The following is a 24,176-nucleotide window of genomic DNA, read 5'->3' as shown; positions in this document are numbered from 1 at the left end:
CGCCAGTCGCACCTTGCGCGCCGCGCGCGCGACGTAGCATGATGCGGCGTTGGCCCGGGCGGCCGTGCTGCGCCGCCCGGTTTTCTGTCGGTTGACTGTAAGGCGGATCATGGAACGGGCGCGAGCGGGATGGCGCGCGGCGGCCTGCGTGCTGTCGTGCGTGGTGATGTGCGCGTGGGGGCGGCCCGCCGAGGCGGCCGGCATGCGCGATGAGATCGTCAAGGTCACGAAATCGCACGGCCTGTTCGGCGTGAAGCTGACCGCGCGGATCTACGCGCCGCCCGGCGACGGGCCGTTTCCGCTGATCGTGATCAATCACGGCAAGGCGAACGGCAATCCCGCATTCCAGAAGGATCGCGGCTACTACTTCCAGGCGCGTGCGTTCGTGCAGCGCGGCTATGCCGTGATCGTGCCGACCCGGCAGGGCTTCGGCTCCTCCGGCGGCCTCTACGCGGACGGCGGCTGCAATATCGCCGAGACCGGCCGCCTGCAGGCCGACGACATCGAGGCGGCGATCGGCTATGCGAAATCGCTGCCCTATGTCGACGCGGCGCACATCGTCGTGATCGGCCAGTCGCAGGGCGGACTCGCGACGATGGCGCTCGGCGAGCGCAACCTGCCGGGCGTGGTGGGGCTCATCAACATGGCGGGCGGGATGCGGCGCGAGCGCTGCATCGACTGGGAGCGCGCGGATGTCGACGCCTACGCGCAATATGGCGCGAAATCGGAGGCGCCGTCGCTGTGGATGTACGGCGACAACGATTCCTACTGGGGCCAGACGCTGCCGAAGGCGATGCACGACGCCTATGTCGCGGCGGGCGGGCGGGCGGAGTGGGTCGATTACGGCGTATTCGGCAGCGATTCGCACCAGACCTTCGCGTCGCGCAGCGGCATGCCGTTGTGGCTGCCCGCCTATGCGCGTTTCTTCGCCGCGCTGGGGCTGCCGTTCGAGGCGCATAGCCTGCGCGGCGAGGGCGCGGGGGCGGATGGCGCCGGGCCTGCCGGCGCGGGACCGGACGTCGAGGATCTCGACGCGGTGCCCGTGACGGGCGCGGGCGGAAAAGGGCTCTATGCGGCGTTCCTCGACGCCGATCCGCGCGCGCATCGTGCGTTCGCGGTATCGCCCGACGGCCATTGCGGCTACGCGGTCGGCGATGACGCCGCGCGTCTCGCGCTCGCGCATTGCGCGACGCATACGCAGGCCGCCTGCGAACTCTATGCGGTCGATCAACAGGTCGTGTATCGGCACGCGGCGCATGCGGGGGCGAATAGCGAATAACGAATAGCGAATAACGCGGCGCGAAGCGCGCACGGCGAAGCGCGGCGCGCATGACACGGCGCAAGGACACGGCGTGAAAAGTCCGGTGGACGCTTAAATCAGACGAAAGCGACGGGCGCGCAACGGCTCGGGATCCGGACATTGTCCTCAAGAAAAGCGGGGGCGGGCCGTATACAGAGACACCTGCCAATCGGGCGTCCCGCTCCCTACCAAGAGTCGCTGCCACATGTTTTCGTCTATCCGCGCCCGTATCATCGCCGCCAGTGTCGGCATCGTCGTATTCGCACTGGTCATCAGCACCCTGCTCAACTATCTCGTCAGCAAGTCCTACAACGACGAGTCGATCAACCAAAGCCTGATTGCCGTCGCGAACGGCCACGCGGTCGGGATTCGCGACTGGGTCGCATCGAAGAGCCAGATGGTCGCGTCGCTGCAGGACGCGGTGCTGTCGCCGGATCCGCTGCCCGCGCTGAAGCAGGTCGCGGCGGCGGGCGGCTTCACCAACGTCTACGTCGGCTACGCGGACAAAACCGCCAAGTTCTCCGATGCATCCGGCATCCCGCCCGATTACGACCCGACCGGCCGCCCGTGGTATCGGCAAGCGGCCGACGCCGGCAAGCCGATCGTCACGCCGCCTTACGTCGATGTCGGCACCGGCAAGCTGGTGGTCGCGTTCGCCGTGCCGGTGGTGCGCGACGGCGCGGTGAAGGCGGTGGTGTCGGGCGACGTCGCGATGGACAGCGTGATTGCGAACGTGAAGGCGATCCATCCGACGCCCGCGAGCTTCGGGATGCTGATCGACAGCAGCGGCCATATCGTCGCGCATCCGGATTCGAAGCTGACCTTGAAGCCGGTGGCCGATTTCGCGCCGGACCTGAAGAACGTCAATCTCGCCTCGCTGGCGAGCGCCGATGCGCCGCTTGAAGTGAAGGTCGGCGACGAGACCAAGCTGGTGCGCGCGCTGCCGATCACGGGCACCGACTGGTATGCGATCGTCGCGCTCGATCGCGCGGAGGCGACGGCCGGCACGAAGCTGATGCTGACGACCGAGATTGTGTCGATGATCGTGATCGCGGTGCTGGCGTCGCTGATCGTCGGCGCGATCACGGCCACCGCGTTCCGCCGGCTGTCGATGGTGCGTCAGGCGATGGCCGCGATCGGTTCGGGCTCGGGCGACCTGACCCAGCGTCTGCCGGCCGACGGCCGCGACGAAGTCAGCGACATCGCGCGCTCGTTCAACGCCTTCATCGACAAGCTGCACGACGTGATGGTGCAGATCCGCGACGCGAGCGAATCGGTGCGGACCGCCGCGAACGAGATCGCGGCCGGCAACCTCGACCTGTCGTCGCGCACTGAGTCGGCGGCGGCAAGCCTGGAGCAGACGGCTGCCTCGATGGAGGAGATCACCGCGACGGTCGGCCAGTCGGCGAGCGCGGCCGGGCAGGCCGACGAGCGCGCGGCGGCGGCGTCGAAGATCGCGTCGCACGGCGGCGTGGTGGTGGCGGACGTGATCGCGACGATGGAGAAGATCGAAGGGGCGTCGAGCCGCATCGGCGACATCATCGGCGTGATCGACGGCATCGCATTCCAGACCAACATCCTCGCGCTGAACGCGGCCGTCGAAGCGGCGCGCGCGGGCGAGCAGGGCCGCGGTTTCGCGGTGGTCGCGGCGGAGGTGCGCAGCCTCGCGCAGCGCAGCGCGCAGGCGGCCCGCGAGGTGAAGGTGCTGGTCGAATCGACGGTCGAGAGCGTGGGGGCGGGATCGAGCCAGGTGCGCCAGGCCGGGCAGACGATGAACGAGATCGTGACCAACGTCTCGAACGTGACGACCATCATCTCGGAGATCACGCACGCGGCGAACGAGCAGACGCGCGGCATCCAGGAAGTCAACCGCGCGGTCACGCAGCTCGACGAGATGGTCCAGCAGAATGCGGCGCTCGTCGAACAGTCGACCGCGGCGGCGGCCGCGCTCCAGACCCAGGCCAATGCGCTGGCCACGACGGTGGGCCAGTTCCGCGTCGCCTGATCCGGCGATCGCGCGCGGCGTCCCGGGCGGGTGCCGCGCATTCAATGGCATTTCCAAAGTAATTGGTATCAGGTATGCCAAAAAATCAACCTGAAGTCAGTAATGATCCTTTGGCTGATCCGCAAAGAAATTCATATTGAAATTCGGTTGAGTATTGTTTCATTTCATGTGAACTCAACCGCCTGCATCCATTAACTCGAGGACGGCGTCGCCGGGTGCCACGCCGCAATGGCGGCACCAGTCCAGATAGAACAGGATGTCGACGTAGCGTTCGCCACGTTCGATCTTGGATAGATAGGATTGGTCGATCCGCAGGCGCTCCGCGAGCTGCGTCTGGGTCAGGCCGGCTGCTCTCCTCAGCGCCCGCAGGTGGGTGCGGAGGATGACATAGCGAGGATGGTGAATGGACGGGAGCATGGGCGAATGCTCCCTGCTGAATCAAAATAGGCCACATTGGCCTATTTCGGATATGATAACTGAATCCTGACCGCGGAATAAAAATCATTCAAACAACAGGCATGGTTTTGATGCTCGCGGGCCGGGGTTGTCGGATTCATACGGGGAATGGGTAATGGCAACATACAAGGAATTGCTCGCCAGACTGAATGATTTGACGCGGCAGGCGAGAGTAGCGAGGGATGCGGAGCTGCAAGCCGTGGTCACCGAAATTCGGCAAAAAATCGCCGACTACGGGCTGACGCAGCGTGATCTGTTTCCGCCCCGCCTGGGGCGGCCGAAGAAGGACGAGCAGCGCCCGAAGCCGCGCTACCGCGATCCGAAGACGGGCGCCACCTGGACGGGCCGGGGCCGCGCGCCCGCCTGGATCGTCGGGCAGGAGCGGGAGCGCTTCCTGATCGACGAGTGACCGGGCGCGGGTGATAAGCACATAAAAAAGAAGTCTTTTACGCGGGCGCGGAACGCTGGTTAGATCGGACGGATTGTCCCTACGCGCAACGTGCCGGCGTCTCCATGAGCGTATTCACCGAAGCAGTCCTGCCCGCTCGCAGCGGCGCGCCCGCGCGCGCGGCCCTGCCGTTCACGCCGTACCGCGACGGCCGTTCGCTCGACCCGGGCACGCGCCGCGCGATCCATGCGGCCTTCACGGCCAATCCCTGCCTGCGCGACTGGCCCGCGCACTCGATCGATGCGCTGTGCGATACCGGGCGGCTGCGCACCTGGATGCCGGGCGAGCTGATCTTCGCGCGCGACGCGCCCTGCGACGATATCCAGGTGGTGCTGTCGGGCGCGATCGAGATGAGCTGGACGAGCGCGTCCGGCGCGCGCGCGGTCGCCGTGTACATGTGGGCGAACGAGGTCATCAACTTCATCCCCGTGATCGACGGCGGCGGTTCGATGCACGACCAGCGCGCGCATGGTCCGACCACGCTGTTCCATATCTCCCGCGCCGCGCTGTTCGAGCAGTTCGCGCGCGAGCCGCGCCTGATGCGCGGCGTGCTCGACCTGATCTGCATGCGCAGCCGCGCGCTGCACCGGCGCATCGGCAAGCGCGCGCTGTCGGGGTTCCGCGCGCGGCTCGCCGATCAGCTGCTCGTGCTCGCGGAGTGGCATGGGCAGGCGACGCCGCGCGGCATCGAGCTGACGATCCGGCTGTCGCAGGAGGATCTCGCGTCGCTGCTGGTGGCGTCGCGGCAGAGCGTGAACAAGGAAGTGCGCCGGCTCGTGCAGCAGCGCGTGATCGACGCGCAGTACAGCCGGATCACGATTCTCGATCTGGAGGCGTTGCGGGCGATCAGCGAGCGGGACGAGTAGCAGGCCGGCCGGGGAGGGGCGTTTCGCAGGCCATTTCCGCACGCCATCCTTCTATTGTGTCCGCTGCGTCCGGCGCGACTCGGCGATGCCGATGGGACGGCTCATGTCGCGCGCGTTGCCCGCTCCGCCACCGTTCGATCCGCTCGGGAATCCTGCGTCGAAGGCGGCGCTCGCGTTCGACGGCGCGGCCTGGGACGGTCGTCGTCCCGTGTCGAGCGCGCTGAAACCCGCGTCGTCCCGGCGTATCGTTCTGATCCCGTTCCTGCCCGCATGCGTGGCGATTGGCGAGGCCGCCGCACGGGTCCGCCTGCGCATGAGCGCCGCCATCCGATACATGCCCCGCTTGACGGCTTGACGGCGATCGATGTCGTCGCGCGGGCGGGGCGCGCGAGCAAGGAACGCACGGCAGCCGGCCTCCTGGTCGGCTTGCGCCTGCTTCTCCAGCCTTGAACGGTGCGCGGGCGCGCAGGCGGTCTCCCGGATCTTTCTCCATGATGCCGCGACGATGGGCGAAAGCGCAGGTTGAACGCGGCCGCCGTCCGGCGACCCGCGCACTCACGATTTCAGCGGCGCGGCCCGTTCCGCCCCAGCGCACGAATCCCGCTGAGGTTTGCACGCCGTCCGCCATAACGGTATGCCAACATCTTCTGTCAAATGTCCAACGCGCGATAGATTCGGCGCGTCCGGTCCGCCAATAATGCATTCCAACACCTGATCCAGACCGGACTCCCGACGTGCCGAACGCCTTCATCCCGTTGCCTGCCCCGATCCGCGCGCCGCACACGCCGCGACACGGTCGCCGCTGTCGCTGAGCCTTCGCGCTCGCCGTCCGGCGCCGCCGCGCCGGTCTCTCTCGATCCGTTCCGTTCCATGTTCGTCCTGCGCGCCATCGCGGCGCGCCGGCCTTGTGCCGTCCTTCACTCATAGAGGAATCCGCATCATGACCACGCTCAGCCTTGCCGCCTCGAATTCGCTCGACATCCATCCGGTCACCGGCCGCATCGGCGCCGAGATCCGCGGCGTCCGCTTGTCCGGCGATCTCGAACAGACGACGCTCGACGCGATCCGCGCCGCGCTGCTCAAGCACAAGGTGATTTTTTTCCGCGCCCAGACGCATCTCGACGACGTCGGGCAGGAAGCCTTCGCGAAGCGCCTGGGAGATCCCATCGCGCATCCGACCGTGCCGGTCGTCGACGGCACCGCGTATCTGCTGGAACTCGATTCGCATCGCGGCGGCCGCGCGAATTCGTGGCACACCGATGTGACCTTCGTCGACGCCTATCCGCAGGCGTCGATCCTGCGCGGCGTGACGATTCCCGAGGTCGGCGGCGACACCGTGTGGGCCAATACGGCGAGCGCCTACGACGATCTGCCGCCGCCGCTGAAGGCGCTCGCCGACACCTTGTGGGCGGTGCACAGCAACGAATACGACTATGCGACCCATGCGCGCGTGGGCGAGGCCGGGCGCGATGCCGAGGCGCTCAAGCGCTACCGCGAGGTGTTCGTGTCGACCCGCTACGAGACCGAGCATCCGGTCGTGCGCGTGCATCCGGAAACCGGCGAGAAGACGCTGATCCTCGGCCACTTCCTCAAGCATTTCGTCGGCGTGACGCCGAGCGGCTCCGCGCATCTGTTCGAACTGCTGCAAGGCTACGTGACGCGCCTCGAAAACATCGTGCGCTGGCGTTGGCAGGCGGGCGACGTCGCGATCTGGGACAACCGCGCGACCCAGCACTACGCGGTCAATGACTACGGCGATGCGCATCGCGTGGTGCGCCGCGTGACGCTCGCGGGCGATGTGCCGGTCAGCGTCGACGGCCGCCGCAGCGTGACCCGCTTGCGCGAGCCGAACCCGGCCGCCGTCGCGACGAAAGCCGCCTGAGCGGCGTTTTTCCACCCCATCGGAGCGCACGACACCATGAAGCTCTTTAATGGGACCTGTCGCTGTGGGTGCGCAACCTGCTCGACAAGCGCTACTACCTCGCCTCGTTCGCGAGCTACAACGGCGCCTACACGGCGTCGGTCGGCGACGAGCGGATGTTCGGCGCGACGCTGCGCTACGACTTCTGACCCGGGAGAGCCCGTCATGAGATCGAGCCGTTCCGTTTCCTCCGCATGGCCGCTGGCCGGCGCACCGGCCGCGTCGCGCCGCACCGGGGCATTCAGCGCGCGCACGCTGCAGCGCGCCGCGGGCCGCCGCGCCCGCGCCGGGCGCTGGCGCGCGCTGTCCGGCGCGGCGCTGCCGGTGCTGATCGGCGCGCTCTGGTGGTACGCGACGCAGCGCCAGTGGATGTCGCCGCAGATCCTGCCCGCGCCGGGGCTGGTGTGGCGCACCGCGCTGGAGCTGGCGGCCGACAACCTGTTCGCCCAGCTTGCGACGAGCCTGGCGCGGCTCGCGAGCGGGTTCGCGGCGGGCGTGCTTGGCGGGGCGCTGCTCGGCGCGTGGATGGGCGCGTCGCGGCGCGTCGACCGCGCACTCGCGCCGCTGTTCTATGCGCTCGCGCAGATTCCGACGCTCGCGTGGCTGCCGCTGCTGATGGTGGTGCTCGGCATCGGCGAGGCGCTGAAGATCGCGCTGATCTTCAAGGCCGTGCTGGTGCCGGTCGCGATCCATACCCAGCTCGGCGTGCGCGGGGTGCCGCCGCGTCTGCGCGAGATCGCGGCCGTCGCGCGCCTGTCGCGCGGCGCGACGCTGCGCCGGCTGATCGTGCCCGCCGCGCTGCCGCCGTTCATGACCGGGCTGCGCATCGCGCTCGCGCAGGGCTGGCTCACGCTGATCGCGGTCGAACTGCTCGCGTCGTCCGAGGGGATCGGCTACCTGATGGTGTGGGGTCGGCAGATGTTCCAGCTCGACATCGTGTTCGTCTGCATCGCCGTGATCGGCCTGACCGGCTTCGCGATGGACCACGCGCTCGGGCGGATCGAGCATCGCCTCGTCTACTGGCCGCGCGGCGCGCTCGCCGAGCATCCGCGCGCGGCGCGGCGGGGCGCGTTCGCCGCGCTCCAGGGGGCATGGCTGCCGCTCGCGCTGTTCGCGGCGTGGGCGGTCGCGTCGCGGGCCGGCTGGGTCGACGCGCGGCTCCTGCCCGCGCCGCGCACGGTGCTCCTGAGCGCATGGCGCGATCTGGCGAGCGGCGCGCTGCCGGTGCCGCTCACGCACACCTTGCTGCGCGCAGCCGAGGGGCTCGCGCTCGGCGTCGCGGCAGGCGTGCTGCTCGGCCTCGCGCTGGGCCTGAGCGGACCGTTGCGCCGTCTGGCGGGACCGACGCTCGCGGCGCTGCGGCAGGTCGCGATCTTCGCGTGGATTCCGCTGCTGACCGCCTGGGCGGGCATCGAGGATCTGTCGAAAGTGATCTTCGTCGCGCTGGCGGCGTTCTTTCCGATGCTGGTCGCCGCGACGCGCGCGGTCGAGGGCCAGTCGCCTCAGCTGGCCGAGGTGGCGCGCGCGCTGCGCCTCTCGGGCGGGCAGCGGCTGCGCCTGCTGGTGTGGCCGCAGATCGCGCCGGGCCTGTTCGCCGGGCTGCGGCTCGCGCTCGTCTATGCGTGGCTCGGCGCGATCGGCGCGGAGTACTTCATGCCGTCCGGCGTCGGCATCGGCAGCTTCATGCTCGACGCGCAACAGCTGTTCCGCATGGATCGGCTGCTCAGCGCGGCCGTGGTGGTCGGCGCGCTGGGCGCGACGTTCGGCTGGCTTGGCGGCCGGCTGGAGGCCGCCGCGACCCGTTGGCGGGGGCCGCGTTGAGCGCGCCGTCGTCGCATCGTATTTCATTTTCTGTTTCGTTCACTGACCAGGAATGCCATGACTGAGCCTGTTTCGCGCCGCACGCCGGCGTCCCGACCGAACTTTCTCGTGATCGTCGCGGACGATCTCGGCTTTTCCGATCTCGGCGCGTTCGGCGGCGAGATCGCCACGCCGAACCTCGACGCGCTCGCCCATGCGGGCGTGCGCTTCACCGATTTCCACACCGCCTCGGCCTGCTCGCCGACCCGCTCGATGCTGCTCACGGGCACCGATCATCACGTGGCCGGGATCGGCACGATGGCCGAGGCCCTGTCGCCCGCCCTGCAAGGCAAGCCCGGCTATGAGGGCTACCTGAACGACCGCGTGGTCGCGCTGCCGGAACTGCTGCGCGACGCCGGCTATTTCACGACGATGGCGGGCAAGTGGCACCTGGGCCTGACACTCGACCGCGCGCCGGCCGCGCGCGGCTTCGAGCGCTCGTTCGCGCTGCTGCCGGGCGCGGCCAATCACTATGGGTTCGAGCCGGTCGAGGCCGACGCCGAGCAACCGCGCCTGATGCGCAGCACGCGTTCGCTGTATGTCGAGGACGACGCCTTCGTCGGCGCGCTGCCCGACGACTTCTACTCGTCCGACAGTTTCGCGGACAAGCTGCTCCAGTACCTCGGCGAGCGCCCGGACGACGGCCGCCCGTTCTTCGCGTACCTGCCGTTCTCCGCGCCGCACTGGCCGCTGCAGGCGCCCGCCGAGGTGGTCGAACGCTATCGCGGCCGCTATGCGGACGGCCCCGACGCGCTGCGCGAAACGCGGCTCGAACGGCAGCGCGCGCTGGGGCTGCTCGACGCGGACGTCGATGCGCACCCGGTGGTGGCGCGCAATCCCGAGTGGGCGGCGCTCACGCCCGACGAGCGCGCGTTTTCGGCGCGCACCATGGAGGTGTACGCGGGGATGGTCGAGCGGCTCGACTGGAACGTCGGGCGGGTGATCGACTACCTGAAGGCGAACGGCGAGTTCGACAACACCTTCGTGCTGTTTCTGTCGGACAACGGCGCGGAAGGCGCGCTGCTCGAAGCGCTGCCGGTGTTCGGGCCGAATCTCCAACAGTTCCTGCGCGACTACTACGACAACCGCCTCGACAATGTCGGGCGCGCCAATTCCTACGTGTGGTACGGCCCGCGCTGGGCGCAGGCGGCCACCGCGCCGTCGCGCCTCTACAAGGCGTTCACGACCGAGGGCGGGATTCGCGTGGTCGCGTTCGCGTACTATCCGACGTTCGCGCGGCGCGCGATCAGCGATGCGTTCTCGACCGTGATGGACGTGGTGCCGACCGTGCTGGAACTCGCGGGCGTCGCGCATCCGGGTCGCGCGTATCGCGGGCGCGAGGTCGAGGCGCCGAAGGGGGCGTCGCTGGTCGCGCATCTGCGCGGCGAGGCGCAGCAGGTGCACGACGCCGAGCATGTGACGGGCTGGGAATTGTTCGGCATGCGCGCGGTGCGGCAGGGCGACTGGAAGGCGGTGTTCATTCCGGAGCCGGTCGGCCCCGGCGCGTGGCAGCTGTACGACCTCGGGCGCGATCCGGGCGAAACCCGCGATCTCGCGGACGCGGAGCCCGCGCGTCTCGATGCGCTGCTCGCGCACTGGGAGCGCTATGTGATCGACAACGGCGTCCAGGACGGCGCGCAGCGCGTGTTCGCGCAGGACGCGTGACGGCGGACCTTGGGCGGACTCGACGCTTCCAACGGAGGATCTCGTGACGACATTCGCAGGGTTCGGCGCGCCGCGTGCGAACAGGCAGGTCTCGCCCGTCGGCCGGCCGGTGCGGAGCTGTGCGGGCACGGCAATCTCGATCGCGCTGCATGGCGCGGTGCTCGGAGCGTTGTGGTTCGCCTCCACGCAGCCGGGCCCGCCGCCGCGCGAGCGCACCATCGCGCTGACGTTCGCGCCGCCGGAGCCGGCCAGGCCGCCAGTCGCACTGGCCGCGCCGTCGCCGGTTGTGCAGCAGCAAGCCAGGCGCGCGCCTGTCGCGGCGCCGTCGCATCGCGTTGGCGCTGCGCAGGCGCAGGCGCAGGCGCAGGCGCAGGCGCAGGCGCAGGCGCAAGCGCAAGCGCAAGCGCAAGCGCAAGCGCAAGCAAAGACCGTTGCGCCCGCAACCTCGTCGCCCGCATCCATCGCGCCGTCGTCAGCCGCGCCGGTCGGCGCGGCCACGAGCGCGGCGACGCCGGCCGAAGCGCCCGCCGCACCGCCCGCCACGCGTTCAGTGCCCCACACGCTCGGGATGGCGGGCATCCCGAGCGATTACGTGACGAAGGTGTTCGAGCGCGTCAATCGCTACGCAGCCGACAGCTATCCCCGCGCCGCGCGGCTGCGCCGCGAGGAAGGGCGCGTGGCCTACCGCCTCGCGCTCGACGCCGACGGCCGCGTGCAGCGCGTCGATATCACGCCGTCCGGCAACGACGATCTCGACGCCGCGGCGCGCGAGGCGATCAAGGCCGCCGCACCGTTTCCTAAACCGCCCGATCTCGGCGCGAGCGCCTACTTGCTGGCCGGCGTGATCGCCTACCAACTGACCGACTGAAACCGTTCAATCAACAGGAGAATCGCGATGCAACCGATCCAAGTTGCCGCTCATGTGTCGCCGCTGCAGCTGTTCGCGCAGGCGGATCTGCTCGTCAAAGCCATCATGGTGCTGCTCGCGCTGGCCTCGGTGGCCAGCTGGGGCGTGATCGCTGACAAGCTATGGCGCTTTCGCGCGTTGCAGCGCCGCGCCGCGCGCTGGCTCGCCGCGCTGCACGCGGGCGAACCGCTGGTCGCGCTCGCGCGCCTGCTGGAGGCGAGTCCCGACGATCCGTTCGCGCGCGTCTATCGCGCGCTCGCGGCCGAATGGCGCGAGACCTGGCGGCAGGGGCTCGAACACGGCGCGTCCGGCCGCGACAGCCTGAAAGAGCGGCTCGCACGCGTCGGCGCGATTGCGCGCGGGGTGGAAATCGAACACCTGCAACGCGGCTTGCCGGTGCTCGCGACGGTCGGCTCGGTCGCGCCGTTCGTCGGGCTGTTCGGCACGGTGTGGGGGATCATCAACGCATTCCAGGGGATCGCGGCGAGCAACAACACGAGCCTCGCGGTGGTCGCGCCCGGCATCGCGGAGGCCCTGTTCGCCACCGCGCTCGGGCTGGTCGCGGCGATTCCCGCCGTGGTCGCGTACAACCGCGCGTCGGGCGACCTGAACGCCTATGCGAACCGGCTCGACACGCTGACCGGACTCGTCGAGGTGCGGCTGTCGCGCCAGCTGGAGGCGGGCGACGCGGCGATCGACGCCGAGCCGCTCGAACCTGCGCCGGCGCGCGATGGCGGTGCGGCCGTCGCGGCGGCACCGGCGGCGTCTGCGCCGGCGCGCCCGGCCGGTCGCGAGGCGGGCCTGCCGATCGGCGTGCAGGCCGCGACGGGAGGGGCGTGACATGGCCGCGCGGCTCCCCGCGACATCGCATGCGCGCGGCGGCGCGGCGCCCGTCAGCGAGATCAACGTCACGCCGTTCGTCGACGTGATGCTGGTGCTGCTGATCGTGTTCATGGTGGCGGCGCCATTGATGGCGCAGGGCGTGAAGGTCGACTTGCCGCAGGCGCAGGCGCCCGCGCTGAACGAGGATCGTCCGCCGCTCGCGGTGAGCCTCGACCGCGACGGCCGGGTGTTCGTCGGCAAGACCGAAGTGTCCGCCGCGCAGCTCGTGCCCACGCTCGCGCGCGAAGCCGGCGGCGATGCATCGCGGCGCATCGAGATCCGCGGCGACAAGGGCCTGCCTTATGGGCGCGTGATCGAGGCGATGGGCGAAATCCACGCGGCCGGCTACGCCCGGATCGCGCTCGTGTCCGAACCGGCCGGCGCGCGCTGAGCGGGCGCGATCATGAACCAGGAGATCGTCATGCATGAAGCACATCCCGCCGTCGCGCTGCGCGACGTCGGCAAGACTTTCGAGGTGGGCGGGCGGCCGCACGAGGCGATTCGCGGCTTTTCGCTCGATATCGCCGACGGCGAGTTCGTCGCGATCGTCGGCGCGAGCGGCTGCGGGAAATCGACGCTGCTGCGCCTGCTCGCGGGCCTCGATACCGATTACGCGGGCGAGATCCGCGTCGATGGCCGGCGCATCGACGGGATCGGGGCGGAACGCGGCATCGTGTTCCAGGAGCCTCGGCTGTTTCCGTGGCTGTCGGTCGCGCGCAACGTCGGGCTCGGCCTCGCCGCGCAGGGACTGCGGCGCGACGAGGCGGCGCGGCGTGTCGCGGAGGCGGTCCGGCTCGTCGGCCTGCAAGGCTTCGAGGATGCGCTGCCGCACCAGTTGTCGGGCGGCATGGCGCAGCGGGTCGCGATCGCGCGCGGGCTGGTCGCGAGCCCGCGCATCCTGATGCTCGACGAGCCGTTCGGCGCGCTCGACGCGCTGACCCGCCAGCAGTTGCAGCGCGAATTGCTGGCGATCCGCGAGCGCGAGCGGATCACGACGCTGCTCGTCACGCACGATGTCGACGAGGCCGTGTTCCTCGCCGATCGGATCGTGGTGATGCAGGCGGGGCCGGGACGCATCGCGGAGATCGTCGAGGTGACGCTGCCGCGTCCGCGCGAGCGGCTCAGCCATGACTTCCACCGGATCGGCGAGGCCTTGACCGCCGCGTTGCTCAACGAGCCTGGGGCGGCGGCGCGTGGGCCTGCGCATACCTTGGCGTTGGATGCATTCGCGTGGTGAGGCGGTGAGGGCGGCGCGTTGAGCGAAGGCGGCACAGGTATGGCGCTCACTGGATCGGCGAGGCTATGCGACACGTTGCTCAACGAGCCCCGGGGTGGGGCTACGCAGGCCTGCGCGCACCTTGGCGCTCGATGCATTCGCGTGATGACGCGGTGAGGGCGGCGCGTTGAGCGAAGGTGGCACAGGTATGGCGCTCACTGGATCGGCGAGGCTATGCGACACGTTGCTCAACGAGCCCCGGGGTGGGGCTACGCAGGCCTGCGCGTACCTTGGCGCTCGATGCATTCGCGTGATGACGCGGTGAGGGCGGTGCGTTGAGCACGGATGGCTCAGCTACGACTTCCATCGGATTGGCGAGGCGTTGACCGCCGCGTTGCTCAACGAGAGTCCGTGGTGGGTGCGCCCAGGCCTGCGCGCACCTTGGCGCTCGATGCATTTGCATGGTGACGCGGTGAGGGCGGTGCGTTGAGCGAAGGCGGCTCAGCCAAGACTTCCACGGGATCGGCGACACTTTGACCGCCGCGTTGCTCAACGAACCCCGGGGGTGGGTGTACGCAGGCCTGCGCGCACCTTGGCGCTCGATGCATTTGCATGGTGACGCGGTGAGGGCGGTGCGTTGAGCGAAGGCGGCTCAGCCAAGACTTCCACGGGATCGGCGACACTTTGCCGCCGCGTTGCTCAACGAACCCGGGGTGGGTGTACGCAGGCCTGCGCGCACCTTGGCGCTCGATGCATTTGCATGGTGACGCGGTGAGGGCGGTGCGTTGAGCGAAGGCGGCTCAGCCAAGACTTCCACGGGATCGGCGACACTTTGCCGCCGCGTTGCTCAACGAACCCCGGGGGTGGGTGTACGCAGGCCTGCGCGCACCTTGGCGCTCAATGTATTTGCATGGTGACGCGGTGAGGGCGGTACGCGGTACAGCCTGCCGCTCAGCGGGACCGGAAATACTCGCTGGGCGCGACCCCGAGCGTGCGGCGGAACATCGCCGCGAATGCGCTGGGGCTGTCGTAGCCATGCTCGAGCGCGAGCGTGAGGATCGACACGCCGGCCGCGAGGCGCGGCAGGCTCAGCAGGAGCCGCGCATGGCGGCACCATGCGCCGTGCGTCATGCCGGTCTCGCGCTTGAACGCGCGGGAGAAGGTGCGCGTGTTCATGTGCGCGGCGTCGGCCCATTCCACGAGCGCCGTCGACGCCGCCGGCGCGGCGATGAAGCGCGTGCACAGCGCGGCTAGCACCGGGTGGCGCGGCATCGGCACGTGCAGCGACAGCGGTGGGGCGATCTCGATCTCGTCGAGGATCAGCGCGAGGATCCGGCCCGCGCGGTGCGTGGGGTCGCAGTCGGCCGCGAGCGCGCCGGCCGTCACGATCAGTTCGCGCAGCAGCGTGCTCACCGCGATCACCCGGCAGGCGTCGGGCAGGCCGGCGCGCGCGCGCGGGCCGACGAACACGGTGCGCATCCGCACCGCGTCGGCGGCGTCGATCGCATGCGAGACGCCGGGCGGCACCCAGACCGCGCGGCCTGTCGGCACGACCCAGCGGCCACCGTCCGCGTGCACCACCATCACGCCCGAGATCGCGTGGATCAACTGACCGTGACGATGCGCATGCGGCGGATACGAGGTGCCCGCAGGCGTGTCGGACGCGACCACGGCGACCTGCCGGTCCGTTTCCTGTTGCTCGAGTGAGAGAAAGAAACTGTCCATTTCGCGACGATGAATGCGTAGTGCGCGGGAGATCAACCTGGGGGCGCAACCTTACCATGAACGCCATCATGGGTTCGATTCCGAAGGTTCAGATGATTCGCGATGTGTCTTCGCTTGGCTTGCGCCATCCGTCACGCCGCCGCCGCGCGGCGCGCATCGCCAGCGCCGCTGCGCTCGCGGCCGCGCTGGCCGGCTGCGCGGTCGATGCGCCGCCCGGGCCGCGCCCGCTCACGGCGGCATCGGCCGCCGCCGCTTCGTTCGACGCCATGTCCGGCGCGCCCATTTCGGCCGATACGCCCGCCGATGCATGGTGGCGGCTCTACGACGATCCGGTGCTCGACCGGCTGGTGCATGACGCGCTGACCGCGAACCTCGACCTGAAAGTGGCGGCCGCGAATGTCGCGCGGGCGCGCTCGCTGCTCGCGCAAGCGGATGCCGCGCGCCTGCCGGACACCACGCTCGGGTTCGGCGTCGACTACGGCCAGCATGCGCCTGACCAGATCGTCGCCGCCGCGCGCGGACAGTCGGCCGCCGACACCCGCTGGGGCTACGCGCCGTCGTTCGCGCTGTCGTGGGAGGTCGATCTGTGGGGGCGGGTCCGGAACCTGAGCGCCGCCGCGCGCGCCGACGCCGACGCCGCGCGCGCGGCGTCGGATGCGATGCGGGTCGCGGTGGCGGCCGATACGGCGGCGGCTTATACGCGGGTGTGCGCATACGGCGAACGGATCGGTGTGGCCGAGCGCTCGCTCGCGGTGGCCGAGCGGGTCGCTGGTCTGACCGGCAGGCAGCGGGCGCGCGGGCTCGTGTCGGGGATGGCGCTGGCGCGCGCCCGGAGCTTCGCCGACGAGACCCGCGCGGCGCTGCCGGCGCTGCGCGGCGAGCGGCAGGCGGCGCTCTACGAGCTGGCGGTGCTGACCGGCCGGCCGCCCGCCGCGTTTCCGCCCGATGCGGCCCGCTGCGTGACGACGCCGACGCTGGCCCGGCCGTTCCCGGTCGGCGACGGCGCGCTGCTGCTGCGACGCCGGCCCGATCTGCGCGAATCCGAACAGCGGCTCGCGGCGGCCCGCGCGCGGGTCGGCGTCGCGCGCGCGGCGCAGTATCCGTCGATCGTGCTCGGCGGGTCGGTCGACCTGCTGTCGACCACGGGCGGCCCCACGTCGCTCGGCGATCCCTATGCATTGAGCTGGGGCGTCGGGCCGTTGATCCGCTGGCGCTTTCCGAATCGTGCCGCGAGCCGCGCCTAGCTCGGCGCGGCGCGCGCCGACAGCGTCGCCGCCGATGCGGCGTTCGACGCGCGCGTGCTGCTCGCGCTGCGCGAGGTCGAGCAGGCGCTCGCGCAGTACGGCGCGGCATGGTCGCGGCGCGGCGCGCTGGCCGAGGCGCGCGAGGCCGGCGCCCGCGCGTTCCGGCTCGCCGAGCTGAACTACCGCGCGGGCGCGCTCGACTTCCTCGACGTGCTCGACGCCGAGCGCAGCCTCGTCGCGCTGGACGCCGAGCTGGCCGCGTCGAGCCAGACGGTGGCGGCCGATCAGGTGGCGCTGTTCCGCGCGCTCGGCGGCGGCTGGCAGGCGCAGCCGTAACGGCCGTCGTCACCGTCATTCCAGCCGGCGCACGGGCGCCGGTCCGATTTCCTTCCGATACCGTCATCGATCATGAGTACGACTGTCGCACCCGAACGCGCCGCGCGCGCGTCCAAACGAAACTGGATCATCGTCGGCGCGGCCGGCCTGATGCTGGCTGCCGTCGCCTACGGTACGCACTGGTGGCGCGTGGGCCGCTTCATCGAGTACACCGACGACGCCTACGTGCGCGCCGACGTGGTGACGGTCAGCCCGCGCGTCGCGGGCTATGTCGCGCGCGTCGCGGTGGACGACAACCAGCCGGTGCGGCGCGGCGACGTACTGGCGACGCTCGACGATCGCGACTATCGCGCGAAGGCGGTCCGCGCGCAGGCGGCCGTCGACGCGGCCGCCGCGACGCTGGCGGCGGAGCGCGCGGCGGCCGACACGCTCGACGCGCAACTGGGCCAGCAACGCGGCCTGATCGAACAGGCGGGTGCGGAGACGGCCGCCGCGCAGGCGGAAGCCGTACGGCGCGACGCCGACGCGCGCCGCTACCAGGCCCTGCACGACGAGGACGCGGCGAGCAGCCAGCGCTGGGAACAGGCGCGCGCCGATGCGTTGAAGGCGCGTGCGGACTTGTTGCGGACGCAGGCCGGGCAGCGCGTGCAGCGCGACGAACAGACGGTGCTGCGCAAGCGCCGCGACCAGCGCGCGGCGGCGATCGCGCAGGCCGAGGCGCAACTGGTCTCCGCCCGCGCGGCGCTGAGCCTTGCGCAGCTGGACCTGGAGCACACGGTGATCCGCGCGGTGCGTGACGGCGTAATCGGGCAGCGCACGGTGCGACCGGGGCAGTACGTGGAAACCGGCATGCCGCTGCTCGCGCTGGTGCCGCTGCGCGAGGTGTATGTCGTCGCGAACTTCAAGGAAACGCAGTTGGGCGCGATGCGGGTCGGCCAGCCGGTCGAAGTGGACGTCGACACCTATGCGGGCCACGCGCTGCGCGGAACCGTGGCGAGCCTGTCGCCGGGCTCGGGCGCGGAGTTCGCGCTGCTGCCGCCGGACAATGCGACCGGCAATTTCACGAAGATCGTGCAGCGGATCCCGGTGAAGATCCGGCTCGACCGGACGGCGGGCGAGCTTGGGCTGCGCGCGGGAATGTCCGTGACTGCGCGCGTCGACACGCGCGTCGCGTCGGGCGGTGGCGCATGAGCGCGGCGGGGACGGACGCGCGCGCCGAGACGGTCTCGGTCCGGGCCTGGGTGGCCGTGCTGGGCGGCGTATTCGGCTGCTTCATGGCCGGCATGAACGTGCATGTGACGAACGCGTCGCTGCCGGATATCCGCGGCTCGCTCGGCGCGAGTTTCGAGGAGGGCTCGTGGATCACGACCGCCTATCTGGTCGCGGAGATCATCGTGATCCCGCTGACCGGCTGGCTCGTGTCGGTGTTCTCGGCGCGGCGCGTGCTGCTCGTGGGGGCGTCGGGGTTCCTGGCGTTTTCGCTCGCATGCTCGGTCGCGCCGTCGATCTCGACGATGATCGCCGCGCGTGCGCTGCAGGGCGCGTTCGGCGGGGTGCTGATCCCGCTGTCGTTTCAGCTGATCGTGAGCGAACTGCCGCCGTCGCGCCATCCGTTCGGGATGGCGCTGTTCTCGATCGCGAACAACGTCGCGCAGGCGGCCGGGCCATCGCTCGGCGGCTGGCTCACCGACATGTATTCGTGGCGCTGGATCTTCTATTTGCAGATTCCGCCCGCGCTCGCGCTGATCGCGGCGATCGGCTGGGCGATCCGGCCGGTGCCGCTCGAACTGGGACGTTTGCGGCGTGCCGACTGGTTCGGCATCGCGACCATGGCGCTCGGTTTGAGCACCTTGCAGATCGTGCTGGAAGAGGGCGGCCGCAAGGACTGGTTCGCGTCGGAGCAGATCGTCGTCCTGTCGGTGGTCGCGGCGCTCGGGCTCGCCGCGTTCGTCGCGATCGAGCTGCGGCGCGCGGAGCCGTTCATCAACCTGCGTCTACTGGGTCGTTACAACTTCGGGATCGCGAGCCTCATGCAGTTCCTGTTCGGCGCGGTGGTGTTCGGCGTGGTGTTCCTCGTGCCCAACTACTTTGCCCAGTTGCACGGCTACAGCGCGCGCGACATCGGCATGACGATGATTCCGTATGGCCTCGTGCAGTTCGCGATGTCGTTTGCCACGCCGCCGCTGATGCGGCGCACGAGCCCGCGCGTGCTGATCATCCTCGGCTTCGCGTGCGTCGCGCTCGGCTGCCTGATGAACATCCATCTCGATGCGGACGCCGCCGCGAACGTGATTGTTCCGTCGCTGATCGTGCGTGGAGTCGGCCAGACTTTCGTCGTGATCGCGCTGGGCGTGATGGCGGTCGAGGGTATCGAGAAAAACCAGATCGGCTCGGCGGCCGGCGTGTTCAACATGGTGCGCAATGTCGGCGGAGCGATCGGCATCGCGATCGCGAGCCAGATCGTGGTGGAGCGCCAGAAGCTGCACGCAATGCGGATCGGAGAATGGGTGTCGTCTTACGCGGGTGCGTTCCAGGAGCGCATGGCGCTGCTGGAGCGTGTGCTGTCGGGCCGGCACCTGCCGCGCGCGGACGCGCTGCCCGGCGCGGCGACGCACGGGTTGCGCGAGGCGGCGCTGGGTCTCATCAATCAACGCGTGATGCGCGAGGCCTTGCTGATGGCCTACAGCGATACGTTCCTGATCGCCGGCGCGGCGATGGTCGTTTGCACGCTCGCGGCGTTCTTGTTGCGATCGAGGCGGCGGACAGCATGACGCGAATTGGATTGAATTGCTTCGGTATCCTTTTAATAAACGAGAATGGGCGCACGTGCTGCCGGAGGCGAATGGGCAGCGTTCGATCTCGCAAGCCCATCAGTCGCCGCGCCGCGCTTCCTTGTCGAAGTCGTAAGATGCGATGTTGACTAGTACGCGTACGACAGCGATGCATCGATACGGATTCTTGATTGTCTGATTGATAAAGCGAGTACGTATTGATACGCGCGCTCGGATCAAAGATGCAGGTAATAAGGTCTGCTTTATATAAAGGCGAAGTGCTTCGATGGATCAATGCATGTCTATCCATCAGTGTGAGAAGAGTAGGGTGTTTGTTCCTGTCTTGGTTAATTGATGTGGAGTGCAAAGCATATGAACGAAGAGGGATCGGATTTGCAGGATGGTTCGAGTGATGGTGTGCGTGAAAATTAAATTACCGGATGGTCGGTATATTCAGCATCGACGATCGCTGATTCGTAGAGGTGATGGGGGGATTGAGGGGGTAAATGTTGCTTATAACTACCGGGGAGTGAATATTTTTCCGGTTCAGATGTTTATTATTCGCCTTCGGTTGTTTATGAAAAATCAAACCTGCCGATTTGGTAGGTAATATAAGAAATATTGATGTTTGAAAACTGAACTATCTTGACAATTGTATCCGATGGAACCGGTTCTATTCAGAATTGGAACCGGTTACGAGCCCGGTGCAGGTGCGATTGGAGTAGTTATTCGAAACAAAACACGGGAATCGACATTGATTTTTTGCGCTTGCCATGGGGGTGGCGAGCGCTTATATTTACACCATGAAATGAATGATTCTTTGGCTTGGCTTGATTTGTTGGAGATGCAGTTGTCCATGGATGGATCGATCATGCTGCCGCATGACTGAGATGCATATGCAATAGAGTCATTGGCTGACGCGAAAGATCTCGCAGTCTTGTCGACTGCGATGGTTAATCGCGTCTGTATTAGGCCGATGTCCCATGCTTATAAAGCGGTGATGGCGTTGCAGGGGGCGTCTGGCAGCAAATAACAACTCGAATACGAGCGGCTCGTGGCGATATGCGTGCGTCTCCTATCGGTTTATTGCCTCTGGTTTATATGACGATGCTCATTGTGCAGCTTTGTGATTGCTTCGTCGTTGCGCCAGGCAACCCGATTCGGAGTCTCTTGGGCTCACGGATTGGAATATAGGCATGTTTATGCCATCCGTCAAACTTTGTTTGATGGTGTTTGATTCGCGTCAAAATAACTTGAATGGACGGGGCTTGGAAGACGCCTCTGATCGCGATGCGACAGGGGTTGGCGAGCTTATTAGTCCAGGGGCGCGGACCTCCTAAAAAACAATGACCTGATTTAAAACGGGGACTCGCATACGCAAGGCGGGCCGTCGTCGTTCGCGCATTGAATGTGTCGTGCGCGATTCGGCCGGGCGCGCGTGCGGCAAGCGTCGAGGTGTTGACGCCGTTTTGGGCGCAGCCGCGCCGATGGCGATGCATTGCAGCAATTGTCCGTACAGTTATAAGTAATCCTACATGATGGATTGAATAATTTCGAGGATCGTGATGAACGATAGTGCACCAGTGCAATCCATGCAGGCGGCCGATGGGTTGGACTTCGACGAGGACTTCATACGGATCGACGCTGCGGTCTGCGAGTACGACTCAATTGGAAACGCACCGCAGCGAAAAGGCGAGAGCGCGTTTCAGTGGACGTCGATCGAAAAAGCCTGTCTGGGGCTGCTGGCGCGGGCGAAGGATATCCGCGTGGCGATCTGGTACATCCGCGCGTGCATGGCGAGAAGAGGGATTGCCGGGCTGGCCGAGAGTGTGAGGGTGCTGGCCGACATCATGAGCCTGCCGGTCGATGCCATTCATCCGCGCGCGTTGGCGGGTGAGGTGCCCGGAGAAATTCACGCATTGCACCTGGGCTGGATTTCGGGTCATCAGTTCCTGCATCAGTTCGGCTGTGCCTGTTTCGGCGAGACGGATATCTCTTTGAATGCACTGGCGAACGGAGAGGCCGGTGCGATCCTCAATGAACCTGCCAGCAGGACCTCGGCATCGAATTTTTTGCATGAAATTCAGGAATCCTTTGTGAGGATAAGTGAATCAATGCGTGTTGCGGAGCAGCAGGTCGACGTGACGGGCGTCCTGAATCTGCTGAACCTGGCGTTGTCGCGATTAGGCGCGAACGGGCCTCCCGCCGCAAACGATGCACTGCCGATCCGCGACGTCGAGCAGGGCCGAGGCGGCGAAGTGTACGAAATTCGAGGCGAGTTGGCAACGAGAAAGGACGTGGAGGCGGCACTCGATCGCATCGTCGAATACTTCCTGCTTCACGAACCGAGCCATCCGGCGCCGATCTTCCTGTCGCGGGTCCGGCGCATGCTGGGCGCGGGCTTCGAGGAGGTCATGGCGGAGCTTTATCCGGAAGGGGCGGCGCTGGCAGCCCAGCTCGGGCGCCCGGCAGGGGCCAGGTAATTGGATTTCTTAATTTAGGAGGGCGAATAGCATGGTGCGTCACAAGGATGGTCAGAAATTCATCGGGGAGAGTCGCGCCCCGCGGGTGCAGATCGAGTACGACGTCGAGATCTACGGGTCGCAGAAGAAGGTCGAGCTGCCCTTCGTGGCAGGGGTGATGGCGGACCTGTCGGGCGACAACGTGGAGCCGCTCGGCCCGGTCGAAGATCGTCGGTTCTCGGAAATCGACGTGGAGAATTTCGACGAGCGCATGGCGAAGATCGCGCCGTCGCTGAGCTATCACGTGAAGAACGTCCTGACGAACGACGGCACGCTGATTCCGATCGACCTGACCTTCACGTCGATGGATTCGTTCGAGCCGGCCGACGTGGTGCGGCGCATTCCGGAACTGTCCACGCTGCTCGAAGCGCGCAATCGTCTGAAGGAATTGCTGACCTACATGGACGGCAAGGCCGCGGCCGAGGATCTGATCCACGAGCTGCTCAAGAATCCGCAATGGTCGGACGAGGAGGCCGCCGTTGCCGAACCGGCGCCCACTGCCGGGCCGTCCGGCGATCCGGAAGCGAACCAGGAGGTGAAATGAGCACGCTCAGCCAGCTTGAACCGTCCGCCGAACACGTCGTCGTCGAGGAACGCATCGACGACGACCTGAAGGACATCCTGCGCCGTTCGTTCCGGCCCAGGACCAACGAGGCCGCCGAGGCGGTCCAGAGCGCCGTCGAGACGCTGCTCACGTATGCGCGCCGCAACCGGGTCGTGGTCCGGGAGGATGTCGCGCAGACGATCGAGCAACTGGTCGCGGAACTGGACAAGAAGATCTCCGGGCAGTTGACCGAGGTGCTGCACAACAAGCGCTTCCAGGCGCTCGAGGGCGCGTGGCGCGGCCTGCACTATCTGGTATCGAACACCGACACCAGCGAGAACCTCAAGATCCGCTACCTGAACATCTCGAAGTCGGACCTCGGCAAGACGCTGCGCCGCTTCAAGGGCGTGGTGTGGGATCAGAGTCCGATCTTCAAGATGATCTACGAGCAGGAATACGGTCAGTTCGGCGGCGAGCCGTTCGGCTGTCTGATCGGCGATTACCAGTTCGACCACAGCATGCAGGACGTGTCGATCCTGACCGAGATGTCGAAGATCGCGGCGGCTGCCCACGCGCCGTTCGTGTCGGCGGCCGCGCCGGGGCTGCTGCAGATGGACAACTGGAACGAACTGTCGAATCCGCGCGACGTCTCGAAGATTTTCACGTCGACCGAGTACGCGTTCTGGCGCCGTCTGCGGGAGAGCAACGATTCGCGCTATCTCGCGCTGACCATGCCGCGCTTCCTGGCGCGCGTGCCCTACGGGCCGAAGACGCAGCCGATCGAGGAGTTCGGTTTCGAGGAAAAGGTCGATCCGGACCGCTCGGAGGATTTCTGCTGGGCGAATTCCGCCTATGCGATGGGCGCGAACATCACCCGTGCCTTCAAGACCTACGGCTGGTGCACCAAGATCCGCGGCATCGAGTCGGGCGGGGCGGTGGAAGTGCTGCCGAAATTCGTGCTGCCGTCGCAGGACCAGGAGGTCGAGCTGCATTGCCCGACGGAAATCGCGATCTCGGACCGTCGCGAACATGAACTGTCGGAATCCGGCCTGATGCCGCTCGTGTACCGCAAGAATTCCGATACCGCGGCCTTCATCGGCGCGAAGACCGTGCACCGGCCGTCGATCTACGAGGACGACGACGCCACGGCGAACGCCAACCTCTCGTCCCGGCTGCCGTATATCTTCGCGACCTGCCGCTTCGCGCATTACCTGAAGTGCATCGTTCGCGACAAGATCGGCTCGTTCAAGTCGCGCGAGGATACACAGCGCTGGCTCAACGATTGGCTGATGAATTACGTCGACGGCGATCCGTCGATCTCGAGCGAGACCACCAAGGCGAAGCGGCCGCTGTCGGCCGCCGAGGTGGTGGTCGACGAGATCCCGGAGAACCCCGGCTACTATCGCGCGCAGTTTTTCCTGCGCCCCCATTTCCAGCTGGAGGGGTTGACCGTGTCTCTCCGGCTGGTTTCGAAACTGCCGTCGACCAAGCAGGAGTCGGGCGCCTGA

General features: G+C 67.7%; 21 protein-coding genes. 19 read left to right on the top strand and 2 right to left on the bottom strand.

The features are described from left to right. Positions 1-109 precede the first annotated feature (109 nt). Complete coding sequence (locus tag Bsp3421_RS11670) at positions 110-1,279, top strand: alpha/beta hydrolase family protein (protein ID WP_273996118.1); 1,170 nt, start codon at positions 110-112, stop codon at positions 1,277-1,279. A 226-nt stretch (positions 1,280-1,505) separates the two neighbouring features. Further along, complete coding sequence (locus Bsp3421_RS11665; protein ID WP_273996117.1) at positions 1,506-3,305, top strand: methyl-accepting chemotaxis protein; 1,800 nt, start codon at positions 1,506-1,508, stop codon at positions 3,303-3,305. Positions 3,306-3,479: 174 nt separating this feature from the next. Here Bsp3421_RS11665 and Bsp3421_RS11660 read toward each other — a convergent pair whose 3' ends face one another. After that, positions 3,480-3,722 (bottom strand): helix-turn-helix domain-containing protein, encoded by a 243-nt coding sequence (locus tag Bsp3421_RS11660; protein WP_273996116.1) that lies wholly within the window; start codon positions 3,720-3,722, stop codon positions 3,480-3,482. 154 nt (positions 3,723-3,876) lie between these two features. Between Bsp3421_RS11660 and Bsp3421_RS11655 the strand changes: the two genes are divergently transcribed. The 10 genes from Bsp3421_RS11655 (at position 3,877) to Bsp3421_RS11610 (ending at position 13,547) form a co-directional block, all read left to right on the top strand. Continuing rightward, positions 3,877-4,170 (top strand): H-NS histone family protein, encoded by a 294-nt coding sequence (locus Bsp3421_RS11655; protein ID WP_273996115.1) that lies wholly within the window; start codon positions 3,877-3,879, stop codon positions 4,168-4,170. A gap of 104 nt (positions 4,171-4,274) precedes the next feature. Beyond that, the gene (locus Bsp3421_RS11650; RefSeq protein WP_273996114.1) at positions 4,275-5,075 is read left to right on the top strand and encodes a Crp/Fnr family transcriptional regulator; all 801 of its coding nucleotides are present in this window, start codon (positions 4,275-4,277) and stop codon (positions 5,073-5,075) included. Between the two features lie 103 nt (positions 5,076-5,178). Then, positions 5,179-5,430, top strand: a complete 252-nt coding sequence (locus tag Bsp3421_RS11645; RefSeq protein ID WP_273996112.1) for a hypothetical protein — start codon at positions 5,179-5,181, stop codon at positions 5,428-5,430. Between the two features lie 585 nt (positions 5,431-6,015). Then, positions 6,016-6,957 (top strand): TauD/TfdA dioxygenase family protein, encoded by a 942-nt coding sequence (locus Bsp3421_RS11640; RefSeq protein ID WP_273996111.1) that lies wholly within the window; start codon positions 6,016-6,018, stop codon positions 6,955-6,957. Positions 6,958-7,161: 204 nt separating this feature from the next. Next, entirely contained in the window at positions 7,162-8,817 is a 1,656-nt protein-coding gene (locus Bsp3421_RS11635) for an ABC transporter permease (RefSeq protein ID WP_273996110.1), read from the top strand. A gap of 57 nt (positions 8,818-8,874) precedes the next feature. Further along, a complete protein-coding gene (locus tag Bsp3421_RS11630) occupies positions 8,875-10,521 on the top strand; it encodes an arylsulfatase (protein ID WP_273996109.1) in 1,647 nt (548 codons plus the stop codon). Positions 10,522-10,564: 43 nt separating this feature from the next. Continuing rightward, positions 10,565-11,389 carry a TonB family protein gene (locus Bsp3421_RS11625; RefSeq protein ID WP_273996108.1) on the top strand — a complete coding sequence of 275 codons (825 nt, stop codon included), beginning with the start codon at positions 10,565-10,567 and terminating at the stop codon, positions 11,387-11,389. A gap of 27 nt (positions 11,390-11,416) precedes the next feature. After that, positions 11,417-12,268, top strand: a complete 852-nt coding sequence (locus Bsp3421_RS11620) for a MotA/TolQ/ExbB proton channel family protein (RefSeq protein WP_273996107.1) — start codon at positions 11,417-11,419, stop codon at positions 12,266-12,268. Position 12,269: 1 nt separating this feature from the next. Next, a complete protein-coding gene (locus tag Bsp3421_RS11615; RefSeq protein ID WP_273996106.1) occupies positions 12,270-12,701 on the top strand; it encodes an ExbD/TolR family protein in 432 nt (143 codons plus the stop codon). Between the two features lie 30 nt (positions 12,702-12,731). After that, positions 12,732-13,547 (top strand): ABC transporter ATP-binding protein, encoded by an 816-nt coding sequence (locus Bsp3421_RS11610; RefSeq protein ID WP_273996105.1) that lies wholly within the window; start codon positions 12,732-12,734, stop codon positions 13,545-13,547. 930 nt (positions 13,548-14,477) lie between these two features. On the opposite strand, the gene Bsp3421_RS11605 is transcribed toward Bsp3421_RS11610, so the two are convergent. Continuing rightward, positions 14,478-15,251 (bottom strand): AraC family transcriptional regulator, encoded by a 774-nt coding sequence (locus Bsp3421_RS11605; protein ID WP_273996104.1) that lies wholly within the window; start codon positions 15,249-15,251, stop codon positions 14,478-14,480. Between the two features lie 56 nt (positions 15,252-15,307). Between Bsp3421_RS11605 and Bsp3421_RS11600 the strand changes: the two genes are divergently transcribed. The 7 genes from Bsp3421_RS11600 to tssC all read left to right on the top strand — a co-directional run bounded on the left by Bsp3421_RS11600 (position 15,308) and on the right by tssC (position 24,176). Next, entirely contained in the window at positions 15,308-16,495 is a 1,188-nt protein-coding gene (locus tag Bsp3421_RS11600) for a TolC family protein (RefSeq protein ID WP_273996103.1), read from the top strand. Positions 16,496-16,549: 54 nt separating this feature from the next. After that, positions 16,550-16,831 (top strand): TolC family protein, encoded by a 282-nt coding sequence (locus tag Bsp3421_RS11595; protein WP_273996102.1) that lies wholly within the window; start codon positions 16,550-16,552, stop codon positions 16,829-16,831. Between the two features lie 72 nt (positions 16,832-16,903). Continuing rightward, on the top strand, positions 16,904-18,022 hold the full coding sequence (locus Bsp3421_RS11590; protein ID WP_273996101.1) for an HlyD family secretion protein: 1,119 nt from the start codon (positions 16,904-16,906) through the stop codon (positions 18,020-18,022). Next, on the top strand, positions 18,019-19,602 hold the full coding sequence (locus tag Bsp3421_RS11585) for a DHA2 family efflux MFS transporter permease subunit (RefSeq protein ID WP_273996100.1): 1,584 nt from the start codon (positions 18,019-18,021) through the stop codon (positions 19,600-19,602). Before Bsp3421_RS11590 ends, Bsp3421_RS11585 begins: the two co-directional genes overlap by 4 nt. Positions 19,603-21,164: 1,562 nt before the next feature. After that, complete coding sequence (locus tag Bsp3421_RS11580) at positions 21,165-22,085, top strand: ImpA family type VI secretion system protein (RefSeq protein ID WP_443111434.1); 921 nt, start codon at positions 21,165-21,167, stop codon at positions 22,083-22,085. Between the two features lie 31 nt (positions 22,086-22,116). Beyond that, positions 22,117-22,668 carry a type VI secretion system contractile sheath small subunit gene (gene tssB / locus Bsp3421_RS11575; protein ID WP_273996098.1) on the top strand — a complete coding sequence of 184 codons (552 nt, stop codon included), beginning with the start codon at positions 22,117-22,119 and terminating at the stop codon, positions 22,666-22,668. Further along, positions 22,665-24,176 (top strand): type VI secretion system contractile sheath large subunit, encoded by a 1,512-nt coding sequence (tssC, locus tag Bsp3421_RS11570; protein WP_273996097.1) that lies wholly within the window; start codon positions 22,665-22,667, stop codon positions 24,174-24,176. The genes tssB and tssC overlap by 4 nt, the downstream gene beginning before the upstream one ends.

The organism is Burkholderia sp. FERM BP-3421 (genome assembly GCF_028657905.1).
Taxonomy (GTDB): Bacteria; Pseudomonadota; Gammaproteobacteria; order Burkholderiales; family Burkholderiaceae; genus Burkholderia.
Note: the sequence above shows the minus strand (reverse complement) of the source record. Positions and strands in the feature narration are given on the sequence as shown.

What these genes read in the sequence shown, in the direction of transcription:
- tssC (WP_273996097.1), top strand. Translation starts at nt 22,665, where the DNA reads ATGAGCACGCTCAGCCAGCTTGAACCGTCCGCCGAACACGTCGTCGTC.
- Bsp3421_RS11645 (WP_273996112.1), top strand. Translation starts at nt 5,179, where the DNA reads ATGTCGCGCGCGTTGCCCGCTCCGCCACCGTTCGATCCGCTCGGGAAT.
- Bsp3421_RS11615 (WP_273996106.1), top strand. Translation starts at nt 12,270, where the DNA reads ATGGCCGCGCGGCTCCCCGCGACATCGCATGCGCGCGGCGGCGCGGCG.
- Bsp3421_RS11660 (WP_273996116.1), bottom strand. Translation starts at nt 3,722, where the DNA reads ATGCTCCCGTCCATTCACCATCCTCGCTATGTCATCCTCCGCACCCAC.
- Bsp3421_RS11655 (WP_273996115.1), top strand. Translation starts at nt 3,877, where the DNA reads ATGGCAACATACAAGGAATTGCTCGCCAGACTGAATGATTTGACGCGG.
- Bsp3421_RS11630 (WP_273996109.1), top strand. Translation starts at nt 8,875, where the DNA reads ATGACTGAGCCTGTTTCGCGCCGCACGCCGGCGTCCCGACCGAACTTT.
- Bsp3421_RS11640 (WP_273996111.1), top strand. Translation starts at nt 6,016, where the DNA reads ATGACCACGCTCAGCCTTGCCGCCTCGAATTCGCTCGACATCCATCCG.
- Bsp3421_RS11590 (WP_273996101.1), top strand. Translation starts at nt 16,904, where the DNA reads ATGAGTACGACTGTCGCACCCGAACGCGCCGCGCGCGCGTCCAAACGA.
- Bsp3421_RS11605 (WP_273996104.1), bottom strand. Translation starts at nt 15,251, where the DNA reads ATGGACAGTTTCTTTCTCTCACTCGAGCAACAGGAAACGGACCGGCAG.
- Bsp3421_RS11585 (WP_273996100.1), top strand. Translation starts at nt 18,019, where the DNA reads ATGAGCGCGGCGGGGACGGACGCGCGCGCCGAGACGGTCTCGGTCCGG.
- Bsp3421_RS11610 (WP_273996105.1), top strand. Translation starts at nt 12,732, where the DNA reads ATGCATGAAGCACATCCCGCCGTCGCGCTGCGCGACGTCGGCAAGACT.
- Bsp3421_RS11665 (WP_273996117.1), top strand. Translation starts at nt 1,506, where the DNA reads ATGTTTTCGTCTATCCGCGCCCGTATCATCGCCGCCAGTGTCGGCATC.
- Bsp3421_RS11600 (WP_273996103.1), top strand. Translation starts at nt 15,308, where the DNA reads ATGAACGCCATCATGGGTTCGATTCCGAAGGTTCAGATGATTCGCGAT.
- Bsp3421_RS11650 (WP_273996114.1), top strand. Translation starts at nt 4,275, where the DNA reads ATGAGCGTATTCACCGAAGCAGTCCTGCCCGCTCGCAGCGGCGCGCCC.
- Bsp3421_RS11635 (WP_273996110.1), top strand. Translation starts at nt 7,162, where the DNA reads ATGAGATCGAGCCGTTCCGTTTCCTCCGCATGGCCGCTGGCCGGCGCA.
- Bsp3421_RS11670 (WP_273996118.1), top strand. Translation starts at nt 110, where the DNA reads ATGGAACGGGCGCGAGCGGGATGGCGCGCGGCGGCCTGCGTGCTGTCG.
- Bsp3421_RS11620 (WP_273996107.1), top strand. Translation starts at nt 11,417, where the DNA reads ATGCAACCGATCCAAGTTGCCGCTCATGTGTCGCCGCTGCAGCTGTTC.
- tssB (WP_273996098.1), top strand. Translation starts at nt 22,117, where the DNA reads ATGGTGCGTCACAAGGATGGTCAGAAATTCATCGGGGAGAGTCGCGCC.